The following is a 17821-nucleotide window of genomic DNA, read 5'->3' as shown; positions in this document are numbered from 1 at the left end:
AGGGTTACCTCGTGCCTTCGCTGACGAGCGCGGCGACCTCGGCGGCGTTGTCAGGCGTGACGAAGCCAGGACCGGTGAGGATCGGCAGTCCGCCGCCCGCGGTGTTCTGGTTCGTCGCCTGCAGGTGCATGAGGATGACCGGAATGTAGCCCTGCAGGTACTGCTGCTGGTCGACCGTGAAGGCGATGTCACCCGCTTCGATTGCCGAGATCAGGTCGGATGACAAGTCGAAGCCGCCGATATGCAGCGTGCGCCCTGCCGACTCGGCGGCATCGAGCGCGCGCAGCGGCAGGTTCGGGCCAACGCCGAGCACCGCGTCAATGCTGGAGTCGGCGGTGAGGATCGAAGCGATGGTCTGCTCCTGCTCATCGGGGTTCGCGTCAAGACCGACGAACTCCGAGGTCACCTGGCCGTCGAAGGTTTCCGCAAGTCCCTGGCAGCGCTCTTCAAGGCCGATGTTGGCCTGCTCCTGGCGAGCACAGAGCACATGCGTTGCGCCCAGGGCGTTGAAGCGCTCACCGGCGCCGTTGCCAGCCACGATCTCGGTCTGGCCGATGTGGGTCACCGCGCCGAGATCCTTGTAGTTGTTGACACCGGAGTTCAGCGTGTAGAGCGGGATGCCCGCCGCCACGACCGCACGGGCGGCGGCTTCGAGACCTGCCGGGTCCGCCAGGGAGATGGCGATGCCGTCGGAACCGTCGGCGATGGCGCCCTCAATGGCCTGCGACTGTGCCTGTGCATCGTTGTTCGCTCCGAAGTAGACGACGTCGCAGCCGACGGCCTCAGCCGCGTCCGCTACGGCTACCTCTACGACCGACCAGAACGTGCCCGAGTCGCCGTGTGTGATCACGTGATAGGTCTTGTCGCAGTCGCTCTGGGTGAGCGTGACCTCGGTCGCATCCGATGCGGCCTCGGTGGTATCGGCTGCTGCCGCGGCCGCCGGCTCGTCTGCGGTGTCGGTGTCGCTGTCGCTCGTGCATGCCGCTGCGAACAACGTCATGACAGCCAGCAACGCCAGCAGTTTGTAGATACGCCTCATTCTGTACTTCCTCCCGGGTACGTGAACTAGCACGACGCCCACGCCCGATTCCCCTGGGGCGCTAGCGCGCGAGGTCGAAGTCTTGCACAAATCGCAGGCTCTGAACGACGCCGCGCCGCAACCGTTCCACATCGTCGGCATCGGGTCCGCTCAGCGCGGCGTCCTGCTCGAGCACGTACCACAGGTCAGGTCGTGACTGCTCCAGCCCTCGGATGATCTCGGTCAACCGGACCACGCCTTGGCCCAAGGGAGGGAAGAGCCCCTGCTGGACTGCGCCCATCAGGCTGATCTCGCCGCAGCGCAAGCGCTGCGCCACAGTGGCGTCAACGTCCTTGAGGTGCACGAGCCCGATGCGATCGCTGTGACTGCCCGCCAATGCCGCTGGATCGGTGCCGCCCAAGGTGAGATGGGCCGTATCGAGCACAAGCTTCGTATCGGTTTGCTCGAGCACTGCGCGTGTCTCGATGTCGTCTTGGATCAACGAGTCGACATGAGGATGGAACGCGTGTCTCATTCCTGACCGAGCGGTCACATCGTCAATCGCCGCAAGGCCCTCGAACACAGAGTTCCACTGCGCATCGTCAAGTCGTGGACGCTGCCAGTCATCGTGGTCGAACACCGGACAGCTGACGAACCACGTGCCGCCTGCGGAGGCCATCTGGCCGACAACCGAGGCGACGCGCTCCATCTCGAACTCGAAGCGGTCGGGATCGTGCAGCACCACGGCGACGAAGCCGCCGAGCAGCGACAGCCCGTGGCGCCGCAGCACTCTGGCCAGCTCGTTGCCGTCAGCCGGCAGAAACCCCACTGAGCCGAATTCGGTGTGCGTGAAGCCAAGTGCGGCCATGTCGGAGAGGACTTCGTCGGGGCTGAGCTGGTAGCCCCATCCCGGCACCTCGCACACGCCCCAGGTGATCGGGGCGGCTGCTAGGCGCTCACGCAGTGACTTTGCCATGGACGCCTCCAAGAGCCGGCTGATAATGGCACGAATCCGTCAACCGTTCCACGAAACGCCGTGCCCGAACAACCATTGTGCGCGCGCCTACTGCCAGCTCACGCGTCTAGGCCAGACAGCGAGGCAGCGCGCCGCCGTTGTAGGCGACGTGTCTGATGGGTCGCCTACTGCCAGCGCAGGAACTCAGGCCAGGCAGCGCGGTAGGGCACCGCCGTTGTAGGCGACCATGTCCATGATGGCCTGGGGGACGCCCGGGAATTCGTAACCATTGGTCGCCGCCTCGCGGTAGGCGACGTGGAGGTTGCCAGCCAGTCGCTCGGGATCGGTGTAGCGGGCGTGCGGCCCGAGATCGGCAGCCTGGGCCTGTTCGAGCGGCGGTCGGCCAGCGTCGAGTCCCTCGGCGGCGGTCTCCTGCACGAAGCGCAGGTACGAGCGTTGCTCGTCGAGCACGCGGGCGATGTCGGCGCCGCCGAAGTGCGGTCCGTGGCCGGGCACGATCACGTCCGCGCCATAGCTCTCGAGGACGTCCATGGCCCCGATCGTGCCCTCCACCGATCCGAACAGTGCGAACGGCGTGCCGCCGTGAAAGACCAGATCCCCGCAGAACAGCACCCGGCAGTCCGGCAGCCACGCCACGATGTCGCCGTCGGTGTGGGCGACGAATCCCAGGTCCGACAGCTCGATGCAACGGTCGTCGAGGTGCAGCACCATCGAGCCCTCGAACGTCACGTCCGGCGCCCGGAACTGCAGATCACCCCACTCGACCCCAGGGAACACCGCGCTGTAGTCGGGAATGCCCGCCGCCACCATCACATCACGGCATTTGGCGTGCGAGATCACCGTGGCGTCGGAGAAGAAGCAGTTGCCGTGGGTGTGGTCGGCGTGATGGTGGGTGTTGACCAGGACCCTCACCGGGCTGGACGTCACTGACGCAATGGCGTCCATGTAGGCCCGGTTGCGGCGCTCGGTCGAGGTGGAGTCGATCGACACCACGCCGCTGGAGCCGGCGATGAATCCCATGTTGTTGATGAACCAGGTGCCGTCGGGCTGCACGTAGCTGTACACCCCCGGCGCTACCTCGCTGAGCTGCGCAGCCTCGACTGCTGCGTGTCCCGCGTGTGATGCGTGCCCCGACATGTGCCCCCCTCCAACCCGGCGAACTGGCCCTCGTGCCCGGTCGTGTCGCTGTGTTGCTACGGCGCAGCGTAGAACCCGTCGCCTACGCTGGGAAGCGCCTCAGACCGCGCCCGCGGGGACTCAAGGGAGCCGCCATGAGCACGACTGCCGACGTTGATCCCTCTTCGGTAGAGCGAGACTTCGACGTCTACAGCGACGAGTACATCCAAGGCGCCTCGGGCGTCTGGGAAGAGCTGCGCGGAGAATGTCCCGTCGCTCACAGCTCTCACAACGGCGGCCACTGGATGCCGACCACCTGGGATGAGATTGCCGCAGTCGCCTACGACACCGAGAACTTCAGCTCCCGCGACATCGCAGTCGCGCCGACGCCGGAGGGCGTCGGGCTGCTCACCGCTCCGCCGATCACGTCCGATCCGCCCTTCCACACCGACGCGCGCCGGCTGCTGCTGCCGTTCTTCGGGCCCACCGCGGTCGAAGAAATGGTGGAGGTCACCCGCAGCATCGCCCGCGAGCGCCTCGACGCCATCGCCGCCGAGACGGGGACGGACGAGGGTCGCATCGGCGTCACCGACGCTGCGGACACCTATTCCAAGCACATTCCCGTGCGCGTCATCGCCCGCATCCTGGGCCTGCCCGAGTCGGACGAGCCCAAGTTCACCCGCTGGGCAGTGGATGTGCTGCAGTCCAAGGGCGACGAGTTCGACCGCCGGGCCAACGCGACCCGCGAGGTGCTCCACTACTTCGGCGAGCTCACCGACCAGCGGCGCCAGGAACGGGCCGATGACCTGCCGTCGAAGCTGCTCGACATGAAGCTGCCTAACGGCGATCCGCTGGCCAACCATCACATCACCGGCGCCAGCTTCCTGTTGCTGCTGGCGGGCATCGACACCACCTGGAGCTCGATCTCGGCCAGCTTGATGCACCTGGCCATGAACCCTGCCGACCGCGAGCGGCTCGTGGCCGAGCCCGAGCTCATTCCCACCGCCATCGAGGAATTCCTGCGTGCCTACTCCCCGGTCACCATGGCGCGCGTCACTGCCGCTGACGAGGCCGAGATCGGCGGCTGCCCCGTCGCCAAGGGCGACAAGGTGCTGCTCCCGTTCGGTGCGGGAAACCGCGATCCGTCCAAGTTCGACCGTCCTGACGAGGTGGTCATCGACCGGGCCGAGAACCGTCACTTCGCCTTCGGCTTGGGCATCCACCGCTGCCTGGGCTCGAACCTGGCCCGGATGGAGCTGAAGGTCGCCATCGAGGAGTGGCTGGCCCGGTATCCGAACTTCGAGCTGGCGACCGAGGACGGCCGCGGCGGCGTGGAATGGGGCGGCGTGCAGGTGCGCGGCCCCCGCAACCTGCAGATTCGCGTCGGCCTCTAGGTTTCGGCCGGCAAGCCGGACGCCCTAGTCCCCGAGCGCGTCCGACAGTTCCTCGGCGGTCATCAGCACGTCGCGCGCCTTGGAGCCCTGCGACGGGCCGACGACACCCCGCTGCTCGAGCAGGTCCATCAGCCGCCCGGCGCGGGCAAAGCCCACCTTCAGCTTGCGCTGCAGCATCGAGGTGGAGCCGAGCTGAGTCTCCACCACGATCACCATGGCTTGGCGCAGCAATTCGTCGTCATCGGCATCTCCGGTGGTGCCGCCCGGCAGGACGCTGGCGCCATCGGAATCGGCGCTGCCCTCGACGCCCTCGACATAGTTGACCTCGGGTGCCTGGCGGCGCCAGTGAGCCACCACGTGGGCAATCTCGGACTCGCTCACCCAAGCGCCCTGGATGCGGCGAGGCGTGCTGGAGTTGGCCGACAGCAGCAGCATGTCGCCTTGGCCCACCAGCCGCTCGGCGCCGGGCTGGTCCAGGATGACCCGGCTGTCGGCCAGGCTGGACACGGCGAACGCGAGCCGGCTGGGAATGTTGGCCTTGATTACGCCGGTGATGACATTCACGCTCGGGCGCTGCGTGGCGACGACGAGATGAACGCCGACGGCGCGGGCCATCTGGGCCAGCCGGGTGATGGAGTCTTCGACGTCGCGAGCCGCCACCATCATGAGGTCGTTCAGCTCGTCGACCACGACAACGATGAACGGCATCGACTCGTGCGGCTGCTCGTTTCCGAGCAGCTCGCTCTCGGTGCTGTGCAGTGCCCCGTCGAGCACCGCCGCGTTGTAGCCGGTGATGTCTCGAAAGCCCGCCTCTGACAGAACGTCGTAGCGGCGCTCCATCTCCTTCACCACCCACGCGAGGGCATTCGCCGCCTTGCGGGGCTCGGTCACCACAGCCGTCAGCAGGTGCGGCAGGCCGTCGTACTGGCCCAGCTCGACTCGTTTGGGGTCGACCAGGATCATCCGCACTTCGTCAGGAGTCGATCGCATCAGCAGCGAGGAGATGATCGAGTTGATGCACGACGACTTGCCCGAGCCGGTAGCACCGGCGATGAGCACGTGCGGCATCGTCGCCAGGTTCAGCATGACCTCGCGGCCGGATATGTCCTTGCCCATGGCCACTTCGAGCGGGTGCATGGCCTCGGCTGCGGCTTTGGCAGACAGGATGTCGCCCAGCGCCACCAGGTGACGGTCGGAGTTGGGCACCTCGATGCCGATCGCCGACCGGCCCGGGATCGGGGCCAGGATCCGTACATCGGCTGCGGCCATGGCGTAGGCGATGTCCTTGTGGAGCGCAGTCACGCGCGACACCTTCACGCCCGGGCCCAGCTTCAGCTCGTAGCGCGTGACCGTCGGCCCGGGCTCCCAGCCGGTGACCTGGGTGTCCACCCCATGGCTGGCCAGCGCCGCCACCAGTGCCTCGGCGCCCGCCGACAGCTGCGCCCGGTCGAATTGCTGGGTGCCGCTGCGCTTGAGCACCGACTGCTTGGGCAGCTTCCAACGAGGACGCTGGCTGCCGGTTCCGGCGCCCTTTGCTGCCGCTCGCGCTGCCGGCACCGGCGTAGGTACCGCGCCGTCGTCGTGAGGTTCGACAAAGCGGGGCGGTGACGGCTCGAATTGCGCTTCATCGGAAATCTGCTCATCGGGGACTGCATCGCTGGAATCCGAAGCCGTCGGATCCAGACCCGGAATCTGGCCTGCTGGCTCAGCCTCCAGGTCGTACTGCTCTGCGCCGAACGACGGCGGCTCGGGATCGTCGCCGACCTTCTGCAGGCTTCGAGCGCCCTTCGACAGCGAACCGCTCAGCGTCCGGCCTAACCCGGACAGACCGGTCCATATCCATCTCAAGACCTGACCGAGGCCGATGTTGGCGACGATCATGACGGCGAATGCCATCACCAGCAACAGCACGGCCCACGTAGCCGGATCGTCGATGAGACGCCGCAGCGGCTCGGCAACAGCGGCACCCAGCACTCCCCCGCTGCCTCGCAGGTCCTCCAGCGATCCGAAGCCATCGGCGGAACCGGACAGGTGTGCGGCCGCGGCGAAGGTGATCGTCAGCAGGCTCAACCCGAAGGCGGCACGGCCGCTCCGCTCCGAAGCAGTCATGCGCGCGAGTGCCACGCCGATCCAGACCAGCAAGATCGGCACCACATAGCGGAACACGCCCAGCAGGACCGCCAGCGCGGTTTCCAGGATGCGGCCCACCACACCCGCTCGGTCGCCCAGCAGGCCCAATGCGCAGATCACGGCGAGCGCGAACAGCGACAGCGCCACGATCTCGCGGGAGCGACCGCTCAGGGCATTGCGAACAACCCGGGAGAGCCCGCCACCGGCGCCGTTGCGCGACGACTGCTTCGGCGTGTCCTTCGATTCCTCGGCCCCGGCGGCGCCGCGCGCACTCACCTCAGCGAGAGTACCGAGGTCGGGCTACTCCTTCGGAGACCCGGCAGCTTTGCGCTGATTGCGGGCCGTCTGCACGGCGACCAGCACGAACATGACCACGGTGAACGGGATCGAATATCGATTGATGAACCTGATGACCGCTCCGAGGGGCCCCGAGAACAGGTCGGCAACCCACCACACCAGCGCCAGACGGGTGAACGTGCCGGCAAGGTTCACCACCACAAAGGGCAGCTGGCGCATCCGTGCGATGCCCGACAGCAAGCACATCGGGTAGCCGGGGATGGCAAACAGCAGCAGCCAGCCCGCCCGCGGGAACCAGCGCTCCAGCCAGTCCATGGTGCGGATGATGCGACTGCGGGCACCGAACTCGCCGGCCAGGTAGGCCTTCGCATTGGGGCCGTAGTCGTAGCCGAGCCGGTACAGGAACGGGTCGGTGATGAACAGGCGGGTGAGGCCGATCGCCATGAACGCCCACAGCGGGGCCTGGTGGGCCACGCCGAGCAGGATCGGGTCGGTTGCGTTGAGCGACAGCAACAGCAGCGGTGCCCGCGCGATCAGGGCAGCGAAGAAGATCTGCCCGGCGTAGGCCAGCAGCGCAAAGCCCACAGGCACCGCCGCCAGCAGCTGCATCCGCTTCCGGTCTGCGTCGCTGATGACGGGCTGGGCGACTGGGGCGTCTCCGTCGACGGCGTCGGCCGTCGCCCGTTCGTCCCCGCCCTCGTCAGACACCTCGGCCGAGGCTACGCAGTGGCGGCACTCGCCCATGGTGCGTCGCCTTCGAGGTGTCCCGCTGCGGCCTCTAGCCTGCGGCGTCATGGAATCGACGATGATGGACGTTCCGCTCACGTTGGACCCGATCTTCGAGCGTGCTGAATCGCTGTTCGCAGACAAGGAGCTCGTGACCGCGACGGCGACGGGCATTGAGCGCACCAACTACGGGCGCTGGGCCGAACGGACCAGGTTGTTGGGCGGCGCGCTCGACGATCTCGGCATCTCCGCTGATGGGCGTGTCGCGACCTTTGCATGGAACACCGACCGCCACCTCGAGCTGTACTTCGCGGCGCCGTGCTCAGGCCGGGTGCTGCACACGCTCAACATCCGGCTGTTCGCCGAGCAGGTCACCTACATCGCGAACCACGCCGAGGACGAAGTGATCTTCGTGGACCGATCACTGCTCCCAGCGCTCTGGCCGCTGGTCGACACCATGGACACCGTGCGCCACGTGGTGGTCATGGACGATTCCGGCGGCGGCGCCGGACCGGACGTTCCGGATGATCCGCGCATCGTCGACTACGAGGACCTGATCTCAGCGGCGTCGCCGGCGGGTTTCCGTGTCGCAAGCGAGACCCAGGCGGCGTCGATGTGTTACACGAGCGGCACCACAGGCGAGCCGAAGGGTGTCGTCTACAGCCACCGCTCCACCTACCTGCACACGCTGGCCGCAATGCTGGTGGATTCGGCGGGGGTCTGCGAGAGCGACGTGATCCTGCCGGTCGTGCCGATGTTCCACGCGAACGCCTGGGGCCTCGCGCATGCCGCCGTCGCAGCGGGCGCCAAGCTCATCAATCCAGGCCCGAACCTGGCCCCCAAGCCGCTGGCCGAGCTCATCGAGACCGAACGGGTCACCGTGGCTGCCGGGGTGCCCACGATCTGGATGGGCGTGCTCGGCGAGCTGGAGGGACGCGACGTCTCCAGCTTGCGGGCGATTCCGTGCGGCGGATCGGCAGTGCCCAAGGCATTGTCGGAGGGCTACCGGGAAGCGGTCGGGCTGCCGATCCTGCAGGCCTGGGGCATGACCGAGACCAGCCCGCTGTGCTCGATCGCCCACATCCGCTCCGGCCAGCAGGGCCTTGACGATGACGTCAAGGCTGACCTGCGCACCACGGTGGGCACGATCCTGCCGACCGTCGAGTTCCGCATCTGCGAGCCCGATACCACCGACGAGCTGCCACGCGACGGCGAGTCGTCCGGGGAGCTGCACGTGCGCGGCCCGTACGTGACCGGTTCGTACTACAACCGCCCCGACGCAGCCGATTCGTTCACCGACGACGGCTGGCTGCGCACCGGCGACGTGGCTACCTGCGACCCGAACGGCTACATCCGGCTCGTGGATCGCACCAAGGACCTCATCAAGTCCGGCGGCGAGTGGATCAGCTCGGCCGAGGTGGAGAACGAGATCATGAGCCATCCCAAGGTGGCCGAGGCTGCCGTGGTCGCCGTGGCGTCCGAGCGGTGGATGGAGCGGCCGATGGCGTGCGTCGTGCCTGTCGAGGGCGAGACCATCACCCACGATGAGCTGATCAAGTACCTCACGCCCCGGATGGCGAGGTGGTGGCTGCCGAGCGCAACCCAGATCATCGACGAAGTGCCCAAGACCTCGACGGGCAAGTTCTCCAAGAAGACGCTGCGAGACCGGTTTGCCGATCTCGTCGTGGAGTAAGACGAACGTGAGCGACACCTCCCACCGTTCGGAACCGCGCCTGCTGGTGTGGCTGGCGCTGCGTTTGAAGGGACTCGGCGAGATCGACGACGTGGCCGCGATCCACGGGCTCGATCCCGACGAGACCGAGTGGCTGCTGGCCGAGCTGGACGCCGCCGGGCACTGCATGTTCCGCGAGGTCGGCGGTGTGCCGAAATTCATCCTGACGCCGACCGGCCGCGACGACGGCGAGGCCGCCCTGGCTGCCGAATTGGATGCCGCTGGCACTCGTGACGCGGTCACCGCGGCCTACCGGGATTTCCTGGCGCTGAACCCCAAGATGCTGCAGCTGTGCACCGACTGGCAGGTGCTGCCCGAAGACCATCCCGACGCCGACGGCCCCGGCGACGGCGGACGGCTGAACGACCACACCGATCCTGACTACGACGCCGCCATCATCAGCCGGCTGGAGACGCTGCACGGCGAACTCGGCGGGGTGCTCGACCAGCTCTGCGGCGTGATGGCTCGCTACGACAACTATGCGCCCAGGTTCGCTGAGGCGCTCACCAGATTGCAGGCTGGCGATCTGGACTATCTCACCAAGCCGATGATGCCCAGCTACCACACGGTGTGGTTCGAGCTGCACGAGGACCTGCTGGCCACGCTCGGCATCAACCGGGCCGACGAAGGCAGCGTGTGAGGCCCGAGGGGCCGCCACGACCCGCCAAATCAGTTGCAGTCGGCCGAGGGCGCAGCAGTAGTCTCCAACGTATGAGCGCTCGATTCGGACGGGTTGTTCCGGCGATGGTGACGCCCTTTGCGGCGGATGGATCGCTGGATGTGGATGCGGGTGTGACGCTGGCCCGCTGGCTCGTAGGCGAGGGCGCAGAAGGCCTCGTGATCACCGGCACGACCGGCGAGGCCCCCACCATCACCGACGAGGAGGACTGGGATCTCTGGCGCGCCGTCGCGGAGGCGGTCACGGTCCCTGTCGTGGCAGGCACCACCACCAACGACACAGCGCATTCGGTGAGCCAGACGCGCAAGGCCGTCGAACTCGGCGTGGACGGCATCCTGGCCGTCACGCCGTACTACAACCGCCCCTCGCAGGCCGGCATCAAAGCCCACTTCGCCGCAGTCGCCGAGTGCACCGACCTGCCGATCATCATGTACGACATCCCGATCCGCACGGGACGCAAGATCAACACGCCCACGCTGTTGGAGCTGGCGCAGATCCCCAACATCGTGGGGGTGAAGGACGCAGCGGCGAACCCTGGCGAGACTGCCAAGGTCATTGCCGAGGCGCCAGCAGGCTTCGAGGTGTACAGCGGCGACGACAGCTTCACGCTGCCGCTGCTGGCCGTCGGCGCCGTCGGCGTGATCAGCGTCGCGGCCCACTGGAGCGCTCCCGAGCACGTGGCGCTGTTCGATGCCTGGGAAGCGGGCGACACCACCAAGGCCCGGGAGATCAACGCCACCCTGCTCGAGAGCTACGACTTCGAGACCGGCGACGCGGCCCCCAATCCCGTGCCGACCAAGGCCATGCTGCGCACGCTGGGCCTGCCGGTCGGCGAACCCCGCCTGCCCATGGGCCCGACGCCCGACGGCCTGGAGGACCGCGCCCGCGAGGTCTACGCCCGACTGAAGCAGACTTGAGCCGGCGCAAGCGGCGCCCGTCGGCGCGGGGCGCATCGACACAGTCGACGGCCTCAACCGACGGTGCTCGATCGCAGCCGGTGACCGTCACCTTCCTCGGCGGACTGGGCGACGTCGGGCGCAACTGCACCGTTGTGGAACAGGACGGCAAGCTGCTCGTCATCGACTTCGGGGTGATGTTCCCCGACCCGGCGGTGATGCCCGGTGTGCGCCAGGTCCTGCCCGACATGGGCTGGCTGAACTCGCGCGCCCGCGACGTCGTCGGACTAGTGGTCACTCACGGCCACGAGGACCACCTTGGCGGTGTGCCGCACTTCTTGCGCAACATCGAGGTGCCCCTGTACGGGTCGGCCCTGTCCATGGCCCTCGGCGAGCACAAGGTGACCGAAGCACGCCTGGCCGACCGCACGTCGTTCCACGTGATCGGCGATGGCGAGCGCCGCAAGATCGGCCCGTTCGACCTCGAGGCACTGCCGATCACACACTCGGTGCCCCAGAGCCTGTGCATCGTGCTGCACACGCCGGTCGGCGCGCTTGTGCACACGGGCGACTTCAAGATCGACCCCTCACCGGTGGACGGCCGGCTGACCGACCTCGATCGGCTGCGCAGCCTGGGCGACGAGGGCATCGCCCTGCTGATGGCCGATTCCACCAACGCCGACCGCCCGGGGCGCAGCGCGTCGGAGACCGAGATCGGTGCCACGCTCCGGCGGTTGTTCAGCGAGCGCCCGGACCGGCGCTTGATCGTGAGCTGCTTCGCCAGCCACCTGCACCGTGTTCAGCAGGTATGCGACGCCGCCGTCGACGAAGGCCGCGTTGTGGTCCCTGCAGGTCGCTCGATGGTGAACAACTTCCGCATCGCTCGCCAGCTGGGGGTCCTGAACGTTCCGGAGCGTGCGGTATTCGGCGTCGAGCAGCTCGGCAATCTTGAACCTCGGGACGTCTGTGTCGTGTGCACCGGCAGCCAAGGCGAGCTTGGTGCGGCGCTCTCGCAGATTGCCAGCGGCACCCATTCCGACGTGAAGGTCGGCCTCATCGACACGGTGATCCTGTCGAGTCATCCGATTCCGGGCAACGAGCGAGCCGTGTTCCGCATGGTGTCGCGACTGGCGCGACAGGGTGCCGAGGTGATTCACGACGGGCACGAGCAGGTCCACACGTCCGGGCACGCCCAGCGCGACGAGCTGCGCGAGCTGCACCAGGCGTGCCGCCCACGGTGGTTCGTGCCGATCGAGGGCGAGTACCACATGCTGGCTCGGCACGCCGGACTTGCCCGTGAGATGGGCATGAAGGCCAAGCGGGTGCTGACGCTGACCGACGGCGCCCAGATCACGCTCAAGGGCAACGAGCTCCAAGTGCGCGCCGGCGTCCCGGCGCCGTATCACTACGTGGACGGCGCGCTCGACGACCCCGGCGCCGAGGTCATCGGCGAACGACTCGCCCTCACGTCAGGCTTCGTGCACGTGACCGTCGTGCTGGACGCGCAGGGCCGTCTGGCAGCACCGCCCGATATCGCCTCGCGCGGCTGGCTCGACGTGACGAAGCACGCCGATGTGGTCGAATCCCTGGCTGACGAGATCGCTGAGTCCGTCGAGCGAGCCGTCCAGCCGTCACGGGCCATCCCTGACGCGGACGAGATCGAGCGAGTGATCCGCCGCGCCGCCGGCCGCTTCGTGGGCACCCGCACGCAGCGGCGCCCCGCCATCTCCGCCGCCGTCATCTCCCTCGACTGACCCCGCGCGCACCGACGTCGCTGCGCCCTGCCTATGTCAGGTGGCGCGGATGGGGTGCGGGAGGGGTTGGTTGAAGAGGTAGCCCTTCTCATTGAAGGGCACTTGGTCGGGCTGGGTATTGCCGGTGACATCGGTGGCCCTGGTCATCACGGTGTGCATCCCAGCGGGCGCCTCCCAGTCGAACTCGAAGCGCACCCATCCGAGCCGTGCTTGCGGGCCGATCAGCTCCGCTCGCTGCCACATCCCTCCTCCATCATCGCTCCATTCGACCTCGGCGATCCGGCCCGCAGGCGAGTGCGCGTAGCCACCGATGCGGTGGGTGCCGGTGTCGATCTCGGCGGGCCACGGCAGCGCGAGAGCGCTCTTGATGCTCTGGGTGGTCACCACTTGCCCGACGGCTTCGCCTTCGGGCGGGTAGTCATCACCGATCAGGACGTAGGACGTGGTGTTGTTGCGGGCCCACTGCTGTTTGGACGAGATCACGATGCGGCTCAGCCACTTGATGCTCGTGCTGCCCACCCAGCCGGGTACCAGCGCACGCAGTGGGAAACCGTGGTCACGCGGCAGCGGCTCGCCATTCATCCCGTGCACGAGCAGCGTGTCGGGGTGCATGGCCGCCTCGACCGGGATCACACGGCGGAAGCCGGCCTCGGGCGAGTCGACGTCCATGCCGATGAGCAGCACGCTGACGGCGTCCTCGTCGATGCCGGCGGCCCGCAGGACATCGGCGAGCGGCACGCCGGTCCAATCGGCATTGCCCACGGCCCCGGTCTTCCACTGGTCGCCCTTCGCGGCCTGCCCGTTCACCAAGTCGAACATGGCCCGGTGATTGCCGGCGCACTCAAGGTAGGCCTCGAGCGTGCGGCTCTTCATCGCCGTCACCTCGTCGTAGGACAGCGCCATGGGCCTCGCCACGGCATCGCCTTCGATGCTCAGCGACCAGCCGTCGAGATCGACGTCCAGGCTGACCGAGTTGTTCCGCACAAAGAAGTACCGGTGGGGCGTGATCACGCCATCCAGGTTCTCGAGGCGGGACTCAAGGCCCTTGGTGCCGTGGACAATGAACGGTGCCGGGTCCTTGAACCACGGCGCCTCCGCGACAGCCAGTGCAGTCGACGTCGAAGCGTCCGCCGGAATCCGCGTCCCAGTGCATGCGGCCAGCACGGCGGCTGCCCCTCCCGCCGACAGCAGCCAGAGGAATCGGCGGCGGCTCATCCCTCGCTCGTGGGCGAATTCCCACAACGGTCGAGGTTGCGCGGCCCCGGTCACTGACTAGAGCTGCAGGTAGGTATCGAGACCGATCGTGACGCCGGGGTAATCATCGATGGATTTGCAGGCCAGCAGCACGCCCGGCATGAACGACACCCGGTCCAGGCTGTCGTGACGGATGGTGAGCGTCTCACCGGCGGTGCCCAGCAGCACCTGCTGGTGCGCGACGAGACCCCGCAGCCGGACGGAGTGAACGGGAATGCCGCCGGGCCCCTTGCCGCCCCGGGCGCCCGGCACCACCTCGTCGCGGGTGGGATCCGGCCCCCAGTCATCTGAGGCCTCTGCCATCGCGCGAACGGTTTGCATTGCAGTGCCGGAGGGCGCATCCACCTTGTTGTCGTGATGCAGCTCGATGACCTCAGCGGTTGGGAAGAACGGCGCCGCCAGCTCGGCGAAGCGCATCATGAGCACTGCGCCGATGGCGAAGTTCGGCGCGATCAGGCAGTTGCTGGAGGTGAACGCCGCCCGGCACCGCTCGTAGTCGTCGGGATCGAGGCCGCTGGTGCCGACAACGGCATGCACTCCGTTCGCCGCGCACCATGCCAGGTTCTCGCGGGCAGCGGCAGCGACCGTGAAATCGACAGCCACGTCGACCGAAGCCGGGTCGACGTCGGCGACCGACGCCACGATGTCAATGCTGCCGGTGGCGTCGCGCCGGCCGCCTGCGCCCGGGTCAACGCCAGCCGCCAATTGCAAGTCATCGTCGGCGGTCACGGCCTCGCACACCGTGGCGCCCATCCGTCCGCCCGCGCCGAACACCAGCACTCTCACGACGGTCACGCTAGTGGCGCGCAGCGGCAGCGCCCGAAGGGCCCGAGCGGCCCGTATCGAATCGAAGTCGGGAACCCGTCCGGGGAGACCTGGATGTGCAGCCGAGCGGGTCGGCCTGCTGGGCCGCTTCGCTCAGCGGCGGCCGCGGCGGCGGCCTGAGCCCCGCCCGGACTGCTCGAGCTCGGGCCCGAGGTCGCCGTAGACGTCCTTGGCGATCTGCTCGAAATGCTCGCCGAACGACACGTCCTCACGGGCAGTACCGCTCGGTGCCGATACGGCGCCGCCCTCGTCATCGCCATCGGCAGCCGATGCATCGGCTCCGCCGCCCGCCGGCACTGCGGCGGCGACCGGCGTGCGAGAACGGCGTGTGCCGTTGCCGCTGCTGCCCCGGTCCCGGTCACGGCCGCGGTCGCGGTCGCGCCGAGGGGGCCCATCGTCTTCTGCCCCGTCCGCGTCGCCTTCGGAACCGCCGACCTGGGTCGGGTCAGCGGGCGAGAGGCTGATCTTGCCGTTCGGATCGATCTCCTCGACGATCACGCTGACCACGTCGCCGAGCTCGAGCACTTCCTCGACCGAGTTCAGCCGCCGCCTGCCGCCCAGCTTGGAGATGTGCAGCAGCCCGTCAGTGCCTGGCAGCACGTTCACGAACGCCCCGAACTTGGTGATGTTGACCACACGTCCTTCGTAGGTGGCTCCCACATCGGGCGTCGGCGGGTTGACGATCAACCGGATCTGACGCTCGGCCTCCGCCACCACTTCACGGTCGGTGGCGCCGATGCTCACCGTGCCGACGGTTCCGTCGTCGTCCACGTTGATGTCGGCACCGGTCTCCTCCTGGATGGAGTTGATGACCTTGCCCCGCGGTCCGATGACCTCGGCGATCTTGTCGATCGGAATCTCGAAGCTGGTGATCTTGGGTGCCGTCTCGCCCACGTCGGGCCTCGGCTCCGCGATCGCCGCACGCATGACCTCGAGGATCTGCAGGCGCGCCTGCCGGGCCTGCTGCAGTGCCTGGGCCAGCACCTCGGCGGGAATCCCTTCGATCTTCGTGTCGAGCTGCAGCGCAGTGATGGCGTCTTCGGTGCCGGCGACCTTGAAGTCCATGTCGCCGAAGGCGTCTTCGGCGCCGAGGATGTCGGTGAGCGTCACGTATTTGCCGTCGGCGTACACCAGGCCCATCGCCACTCCGGCGACGTGATCCACGATCGGCACGCCGGCGTCCATCAGCGACAGGGACGATGCGCACACCGACCCCATCGAGGTGGACCCGTTGGAGGTGAGCACGTCCGACACCAACCGGATCGCGTACGGGAAAGCCTCCTTCGACGGGATGACCGGGAAGATCGCCCGCTCAGCGAGTGCGCCGTGCCCGATCTCGCGCCGCTTGGGTCCGCGCATGAAGCCGGCCTCACCGGTGGAGAACGGCGGGAAGTTGTAGTGGTGCATGAACCGGCGCCGGTCCTGGGGATTCAGGGTGTCGACGATCTGCTCCATCCGCGACATGGCCAGGGTGGTGACGTTCAGCACCTGGGTCTCGCCGCGCTGGAACAGGCCCGAGCCGTGAGCGGTGCGGCCGAGGTAGCCCGCGACCGACGAGAGCGGCCGGACTTCATCCGTCGCACGCCCATCAATACGGAAGCCGTCGGCCACGATGCGCTCGCGCACGATCTCTTTTGACAGCGACCTGACGGCCTCACGGATCTGATCCTTCGCACCATCGAGATCGGCGAACTCGGCAGCAACTTCGTCGATCACGGCGTTGCTGGTCTCAGACTGTGCGGCCTCGCGCTCGGCCTTGTCGGCGATTGCCATCACCTCACGCATGCGATCGGCAGCAACCTCGCGCACACGGTCCAGCACCTCGTCGGAATAGTCCTTGCTGGACGTGTACTCCATCACCGTGATCGGGCCGGATTGTTCCTCGACCAGCCGGCGCAGCGATTTCTGCAGCTCGATGATGTCGTCGATCCACTGCTTGGAGGCCTCGAGACCGCTCGCGAGGACGTCCTCGGTGACCTTCGGTGCGCCCTCGGCGTAGTACTCGAACGCCTTCTCGGTACCGCCGGCCTCCACCATCATCACGGCAATGTCGCCGCTGTCGAGCTGGCGACCGGCCACGACCATCTCGAACGTGGCCGCGTCGGACTCTTCGTGGGTGGCGAAGGGGATCCACTCGCCGTCGGTGGAGTAGGCGATGCGCACACCGGCAATCGGGCACTCGAACGGGATGCCGCTCAGCCACAGGGCCGCCGACGCTCCGTTCAGCGCCACGAGGTCATACGGATTCACGTGGTCCGCGCCCAGAATCGTGCCCACGATGTGGGTGTCGTGGCGGTAGTCGCCCGGGAAGTTCGGCCGCAGCGGGCGGTCGATCAGCCGGCAGACCAGGATCGCATCGTCGGATGCGCGTCCCTCTCGCCGGAAGAACGAACCGGGGATCCGGCCCACGGCGTACATGCGCTCCTCGATGTCGACGGTGAGCGGGAAGAACGACGCGCCGTCGCGTGGGCGGCTCGACGCAGTTGCGGTGACGAGCACTTGCGTGTCGCCGATGCGGGACGTGACCGCCCCGTTGGCGAGGCCGGCAAGCACGCCGGTCTCGAAAGTGATGGTCTTGTCGGTACCCGCGATGGGACCGGTGACCGAAATGGCTTCAGCCATGTCTGCTCCTGTTGTGGGGGTGGGGATCGGTGGTCAGCGCCGAAGGCCGAGCTTTGCGATCAAAGCCCGGTACCGCTCGACGTCGTTGGCGTTCAGGTAGTCGAGCAACCTGCGCCTGCGTCCGACGAGCTTCAACAGCCCTCGGCGGCTGTGATGATCCTTGTGGTGGGTCTGGAGGTGTTCGGTGAGGTGCTCAATCCGGGCGCTCAACTGAGCGACCTGCACCTCGGGCGATCCGGTGTCGGCCTCCGAATGGCGATGCTCATCGATCACCGAGGCCGCTGGACTTGATCTCTTGGCACTCATGCCGTTGTTGTGTTCCCTGTTGTTGTGGCGTCGAGCGGCTGTCTCGATCCCGGTTGCATTTGCAACCGGGAATTCAGTCGCGAAGCTCGCTGCGAC

14 protein-coding genes are annotated in these 17821 nt (G+C 67.5%); 5 read left to right on the top strand and 9 right to left on the bottom strand.

The annotated features are described in order from the left end of the window. Nucleotides 1–4: 4 nt before the first annotated feature. The 3 genes from ACOGXE_RS13155 to ACOGXE_RS13145 all read right to left on the bottom strand — a co-directional run bounded on the left by ACOGXE_RS13155 (nucleotide 5) and on the right by ACOGXE_RS13145 (nucleotide 3131). A complete protein-coding gene (locus tag ACOGXE_RS13155; RefSeq protein ID WP_419931362.1) occupies nucleotides 5–1039 on the bottom strand; it encodes a substrate-binding domain-containing protein in 1035 nt (344 codons plus the stop codon). 61 nt (nucleotides 1040–1100) lie between these two features. After that, nucleotides 1101–1994, bottom strand: coding sequence for a sugar phosphate isomerase/epimerase family protein (locus tag ACOGXE_RS13150; RefSeq protein ID WP_419931361.1), 894 nt, complete (start codon nucleotides 1992–1994; stop codon nucleotides 1101–1103). 183 nt (nucleotides 1995–2177) lie between these two features. After that, nucleotides 2178–3131: an MBL fold metallo-hydrolase gene (locus ACOGXE_RS13145; protein ID WP_419931360.1), complete on the bottom strand. Its 954-nt coding sequence runs from the start codon at nucleotides 3129–3131 to the stop codon at nucleotides 2178–2180. Nucleotides 3132–3265: 134 nt separating this feature from the next. Here ACOGXE_RS13145 and ACOGXE_RS13140 point away from each other — a divergent pair, with 134 nt between their 5' ends. Then, nucleotides 3266–4504 (top strand): cytochrome P450, encoded by a 1239-nt coding sequence (locus ACOGXE_RS13140; RefSeq protein WP_419931359.1) that lies wholly within the window; start codon nucleotides 3266–3268, stop codon nucleotides 4502–4504. A 24-nt stretch (nucleotides 4505–4528) separates the two neighbouring features. On the opposite strand, the gene ACOGXE_RS13135 is transcribed toward ACOGXE_RS13140, so the two are convergent. Together ACOGXE_RS13135 and ACOGXE_RS13130 are read right to left on the bottom strand one after the other, a co-directional pair. Next, entirely contained in the window at nucleotides 4529–6910 is a 2382-nt protein-coding gene (locus tag ACOGXE_RS13135; protein ID WP_419931358.1) for a DNA translocase FtsK 4TM domain-containing protein, read from the bottom strand. A 24-nt stretch (nucleotides 6911–6934) separates the two neighbouring features. Beyond that, nucleotides 6935–7639, bottom strand: a complete 705-nt coding sequence (locus tag ACOGXE_RS13130) for a hypothetical protein (RefSeq protein WP_419931357.1) — start codon at nucleotides 7637–7639, stop codon at nucleotides 6935–6937. A gap of 85 nt (nucleotides 7640–7724) precedes the next feature. Here ACOGXE_RS13130 and ACOGXE_RS13125 point away from each other — a divergent pair, with 85 nt between their 5' ends. From ACOGXE_RS13125 to ACOGXE_RS13110, 4 genes are all read left to right on the top strand, one after another. Continuing rightward, the gene (locus ACOGXE_RS13125; protein ID WP_419931356.1) at nucleotides 7725–9350 is read left to right on the top strand and encodes a long-chain fatty acid--CoA ligase; all 1626 of its coding nucleotides are present in this window, start codon (nucleotides 7725–7727) and stop codon (nucleotides 9348–9350) included. 7 nt (nucleotides 9351–9357) lie between these two features. Beyond that, nucleotides 9358–10029, top strand: a complete 672-nt coding sequence (locus ACOGXE_RS13120) for a transcriptional regulator (RefSeq protein ID WP_419931355.1) — start codon at nucleotides 9358–9360, stop codon at nucleotides 10027–10029. 71 nt (nucleotides 10030–10100) lie between these two features. After that, the gene (gene dapA / locus ACOGXE_RS13115; protein ID WP_419931354.1) at nucleotides 10101–10985 is read left to right on the top strand and encodes a 4-hydroxy-tetrahydrodipicolinate synthase; all 885 of its coding nucleotides are present in this window, start codon (nucleotides 10101–10103) and stop codon (nucleotides 10983–10985) included. Nucleotides 10986–11065: 80 nt separating this feature from the next. Then, nucleotides 11066–12718, top strand: a complete 1653-nt coding sequence (locus ACOGXE_RS13110) for a ribonuclease J (RefSeq protein ID WP_419931353.1) — start codon at nucleotides 11066–11068, stop codon at nucleotides 12716–12718. 36 nt (nucleotides 12719–12754) lie between these two features. On the opposite strand, the gene ACOGXE_RS13105 is transcribed toward ACOGXE_RS13110, so the two are convergent. From ACOGXE_RS13105 to rpsO, 4 genes are all read right to left on the bottom strand, one after another. Next, nucleotides 12755–13933, bottom strand: a complete 1179-nt coding sequence (locus ACOGXE_RS13105) for a sulfite oxidase (RefSeq protein WP_419931352.1) — start codon at nucleotides 13931–13933, stop codon at nucleotides 12755–12757. A gap of 57 nt (nucleotides 13934–13990) precedes the next feature. Then, nucleotides 13991–14758, bottom strand: coding sequence for a 4-hydroxy-tetrahydrodipicolinate reductase (gene dapB / locus ACOGXE_RS13100; RefSeq protein WP_419931351.1), 768 nt, complete (start codon nucleotides 14756–14758; stop codon nucleotides 13991–13993). 132 nt (nucleotides 14759–14890) lie between these two features. Continuing rightward, nucleotides 14891–17419 carry a polyribonucleotide nucleotidyltransferase gene (locus ACOGXE_RS13095; RefSeq protein WP_419931350.1) on the bottom strand — a complete coding sequence of 843 codons (2529 nt, stop codon included), beginning with the start codon at nucleotides 17417–17419 and terminating at the stop codon, nucleotides 14891–14893. Nucleotides 17420–17452: 33 nt separating this feature from the next. After that, on the bottom strand, nucleotides 17453–17725 hold the full coding sequence (gene rpsO / locus ACOGXE_RS13090) for a 30S ribosomal protein S15 (RefSeq protein ID WP_419864161.1): 273 nt from the start codon (nucleotides 17723–17725) through the stop codon (nucleotides 17453–17455). Nucleotides 17726–17821: the final 96 nt, after the last annotated feature.

It is taken from the genome of Candidatus Poriferisodalis sp. (assembly GCF_965208555.1).
Classification (GTDB): Bacteria; Actinomycetota; Acidimicrobiia; order Acidimicrobiales; family Poriferisodalaceae; genus Poriferisodalis.
Note: the sequence above shows the minus strand (reverse complement) of the source record. Positions and strands in the feature narration are given on the sequence as shown.

Coding starts and splice junctions, on each gene's coding strand:
- ACOGXE_RS13145 (WP_419931360.1), bottom strand. CDS start 3,131: ATGTCGGGGCACGCATCACACGCGGGACACGCAGCAGTCGAGGCTGCG.
- ACOGXE_RS13125 (WP_419931356.1), top strand. CDS start 7,725: ATGGAATCGACGATGATGGACGTTCCGCTCACGTTGGACCCGATCTTC.
- ACOGXE_RS13095 (WP_419931350.1), bottom strand. CDS start 17,419: ATGGCTGAAGCCATTTCGGTCACCGGTCCCATCGCGGGTACCGACAAG.
- ACOGXE_RS13140 (WP_419931359.1), top strand. CDS start 3,266: ATGAGCACGACTGCCGACGTTGATCCCTCTTCGGTAGAGCGAGACTTC.
- ACOGXE_RS13105 (WP_419931352.1), bottom strand. CDS start 13,933: ATGAGCCGCCGCCGATTCCTCTGGCTGCTGTCGGCGGGAGGGGCAGCC.
- ACOGXE_RS13155 (WP_419931362.1), bottom strand. CDS start 1,039: ATGAGGCGTATCTACAAACTGCTGGCGTTGCTGGCTGTCATGACGTTG.
- ACOGXE_RS13150 (WP_419931361.1), bottom strand. CDS start 1,994: ATGGCAAAGTCACTGCGTGAGCGCCTAGCAGCCGCCCCGATCACCTGG.
- dapA (WP_419931354.1), top strand. CDS start 10,101: ATGAGCGCTCGATTCGGACGGGTTGTTCCGGCGATGGTGACGCCCTTT.
- rpsO (WP_419864161.1), bottom strand. CDS start 17,725: ATGAGTGCCAAGAGATCAAGTCCAGCGGCCTCGGTGATCGATGAGCAT.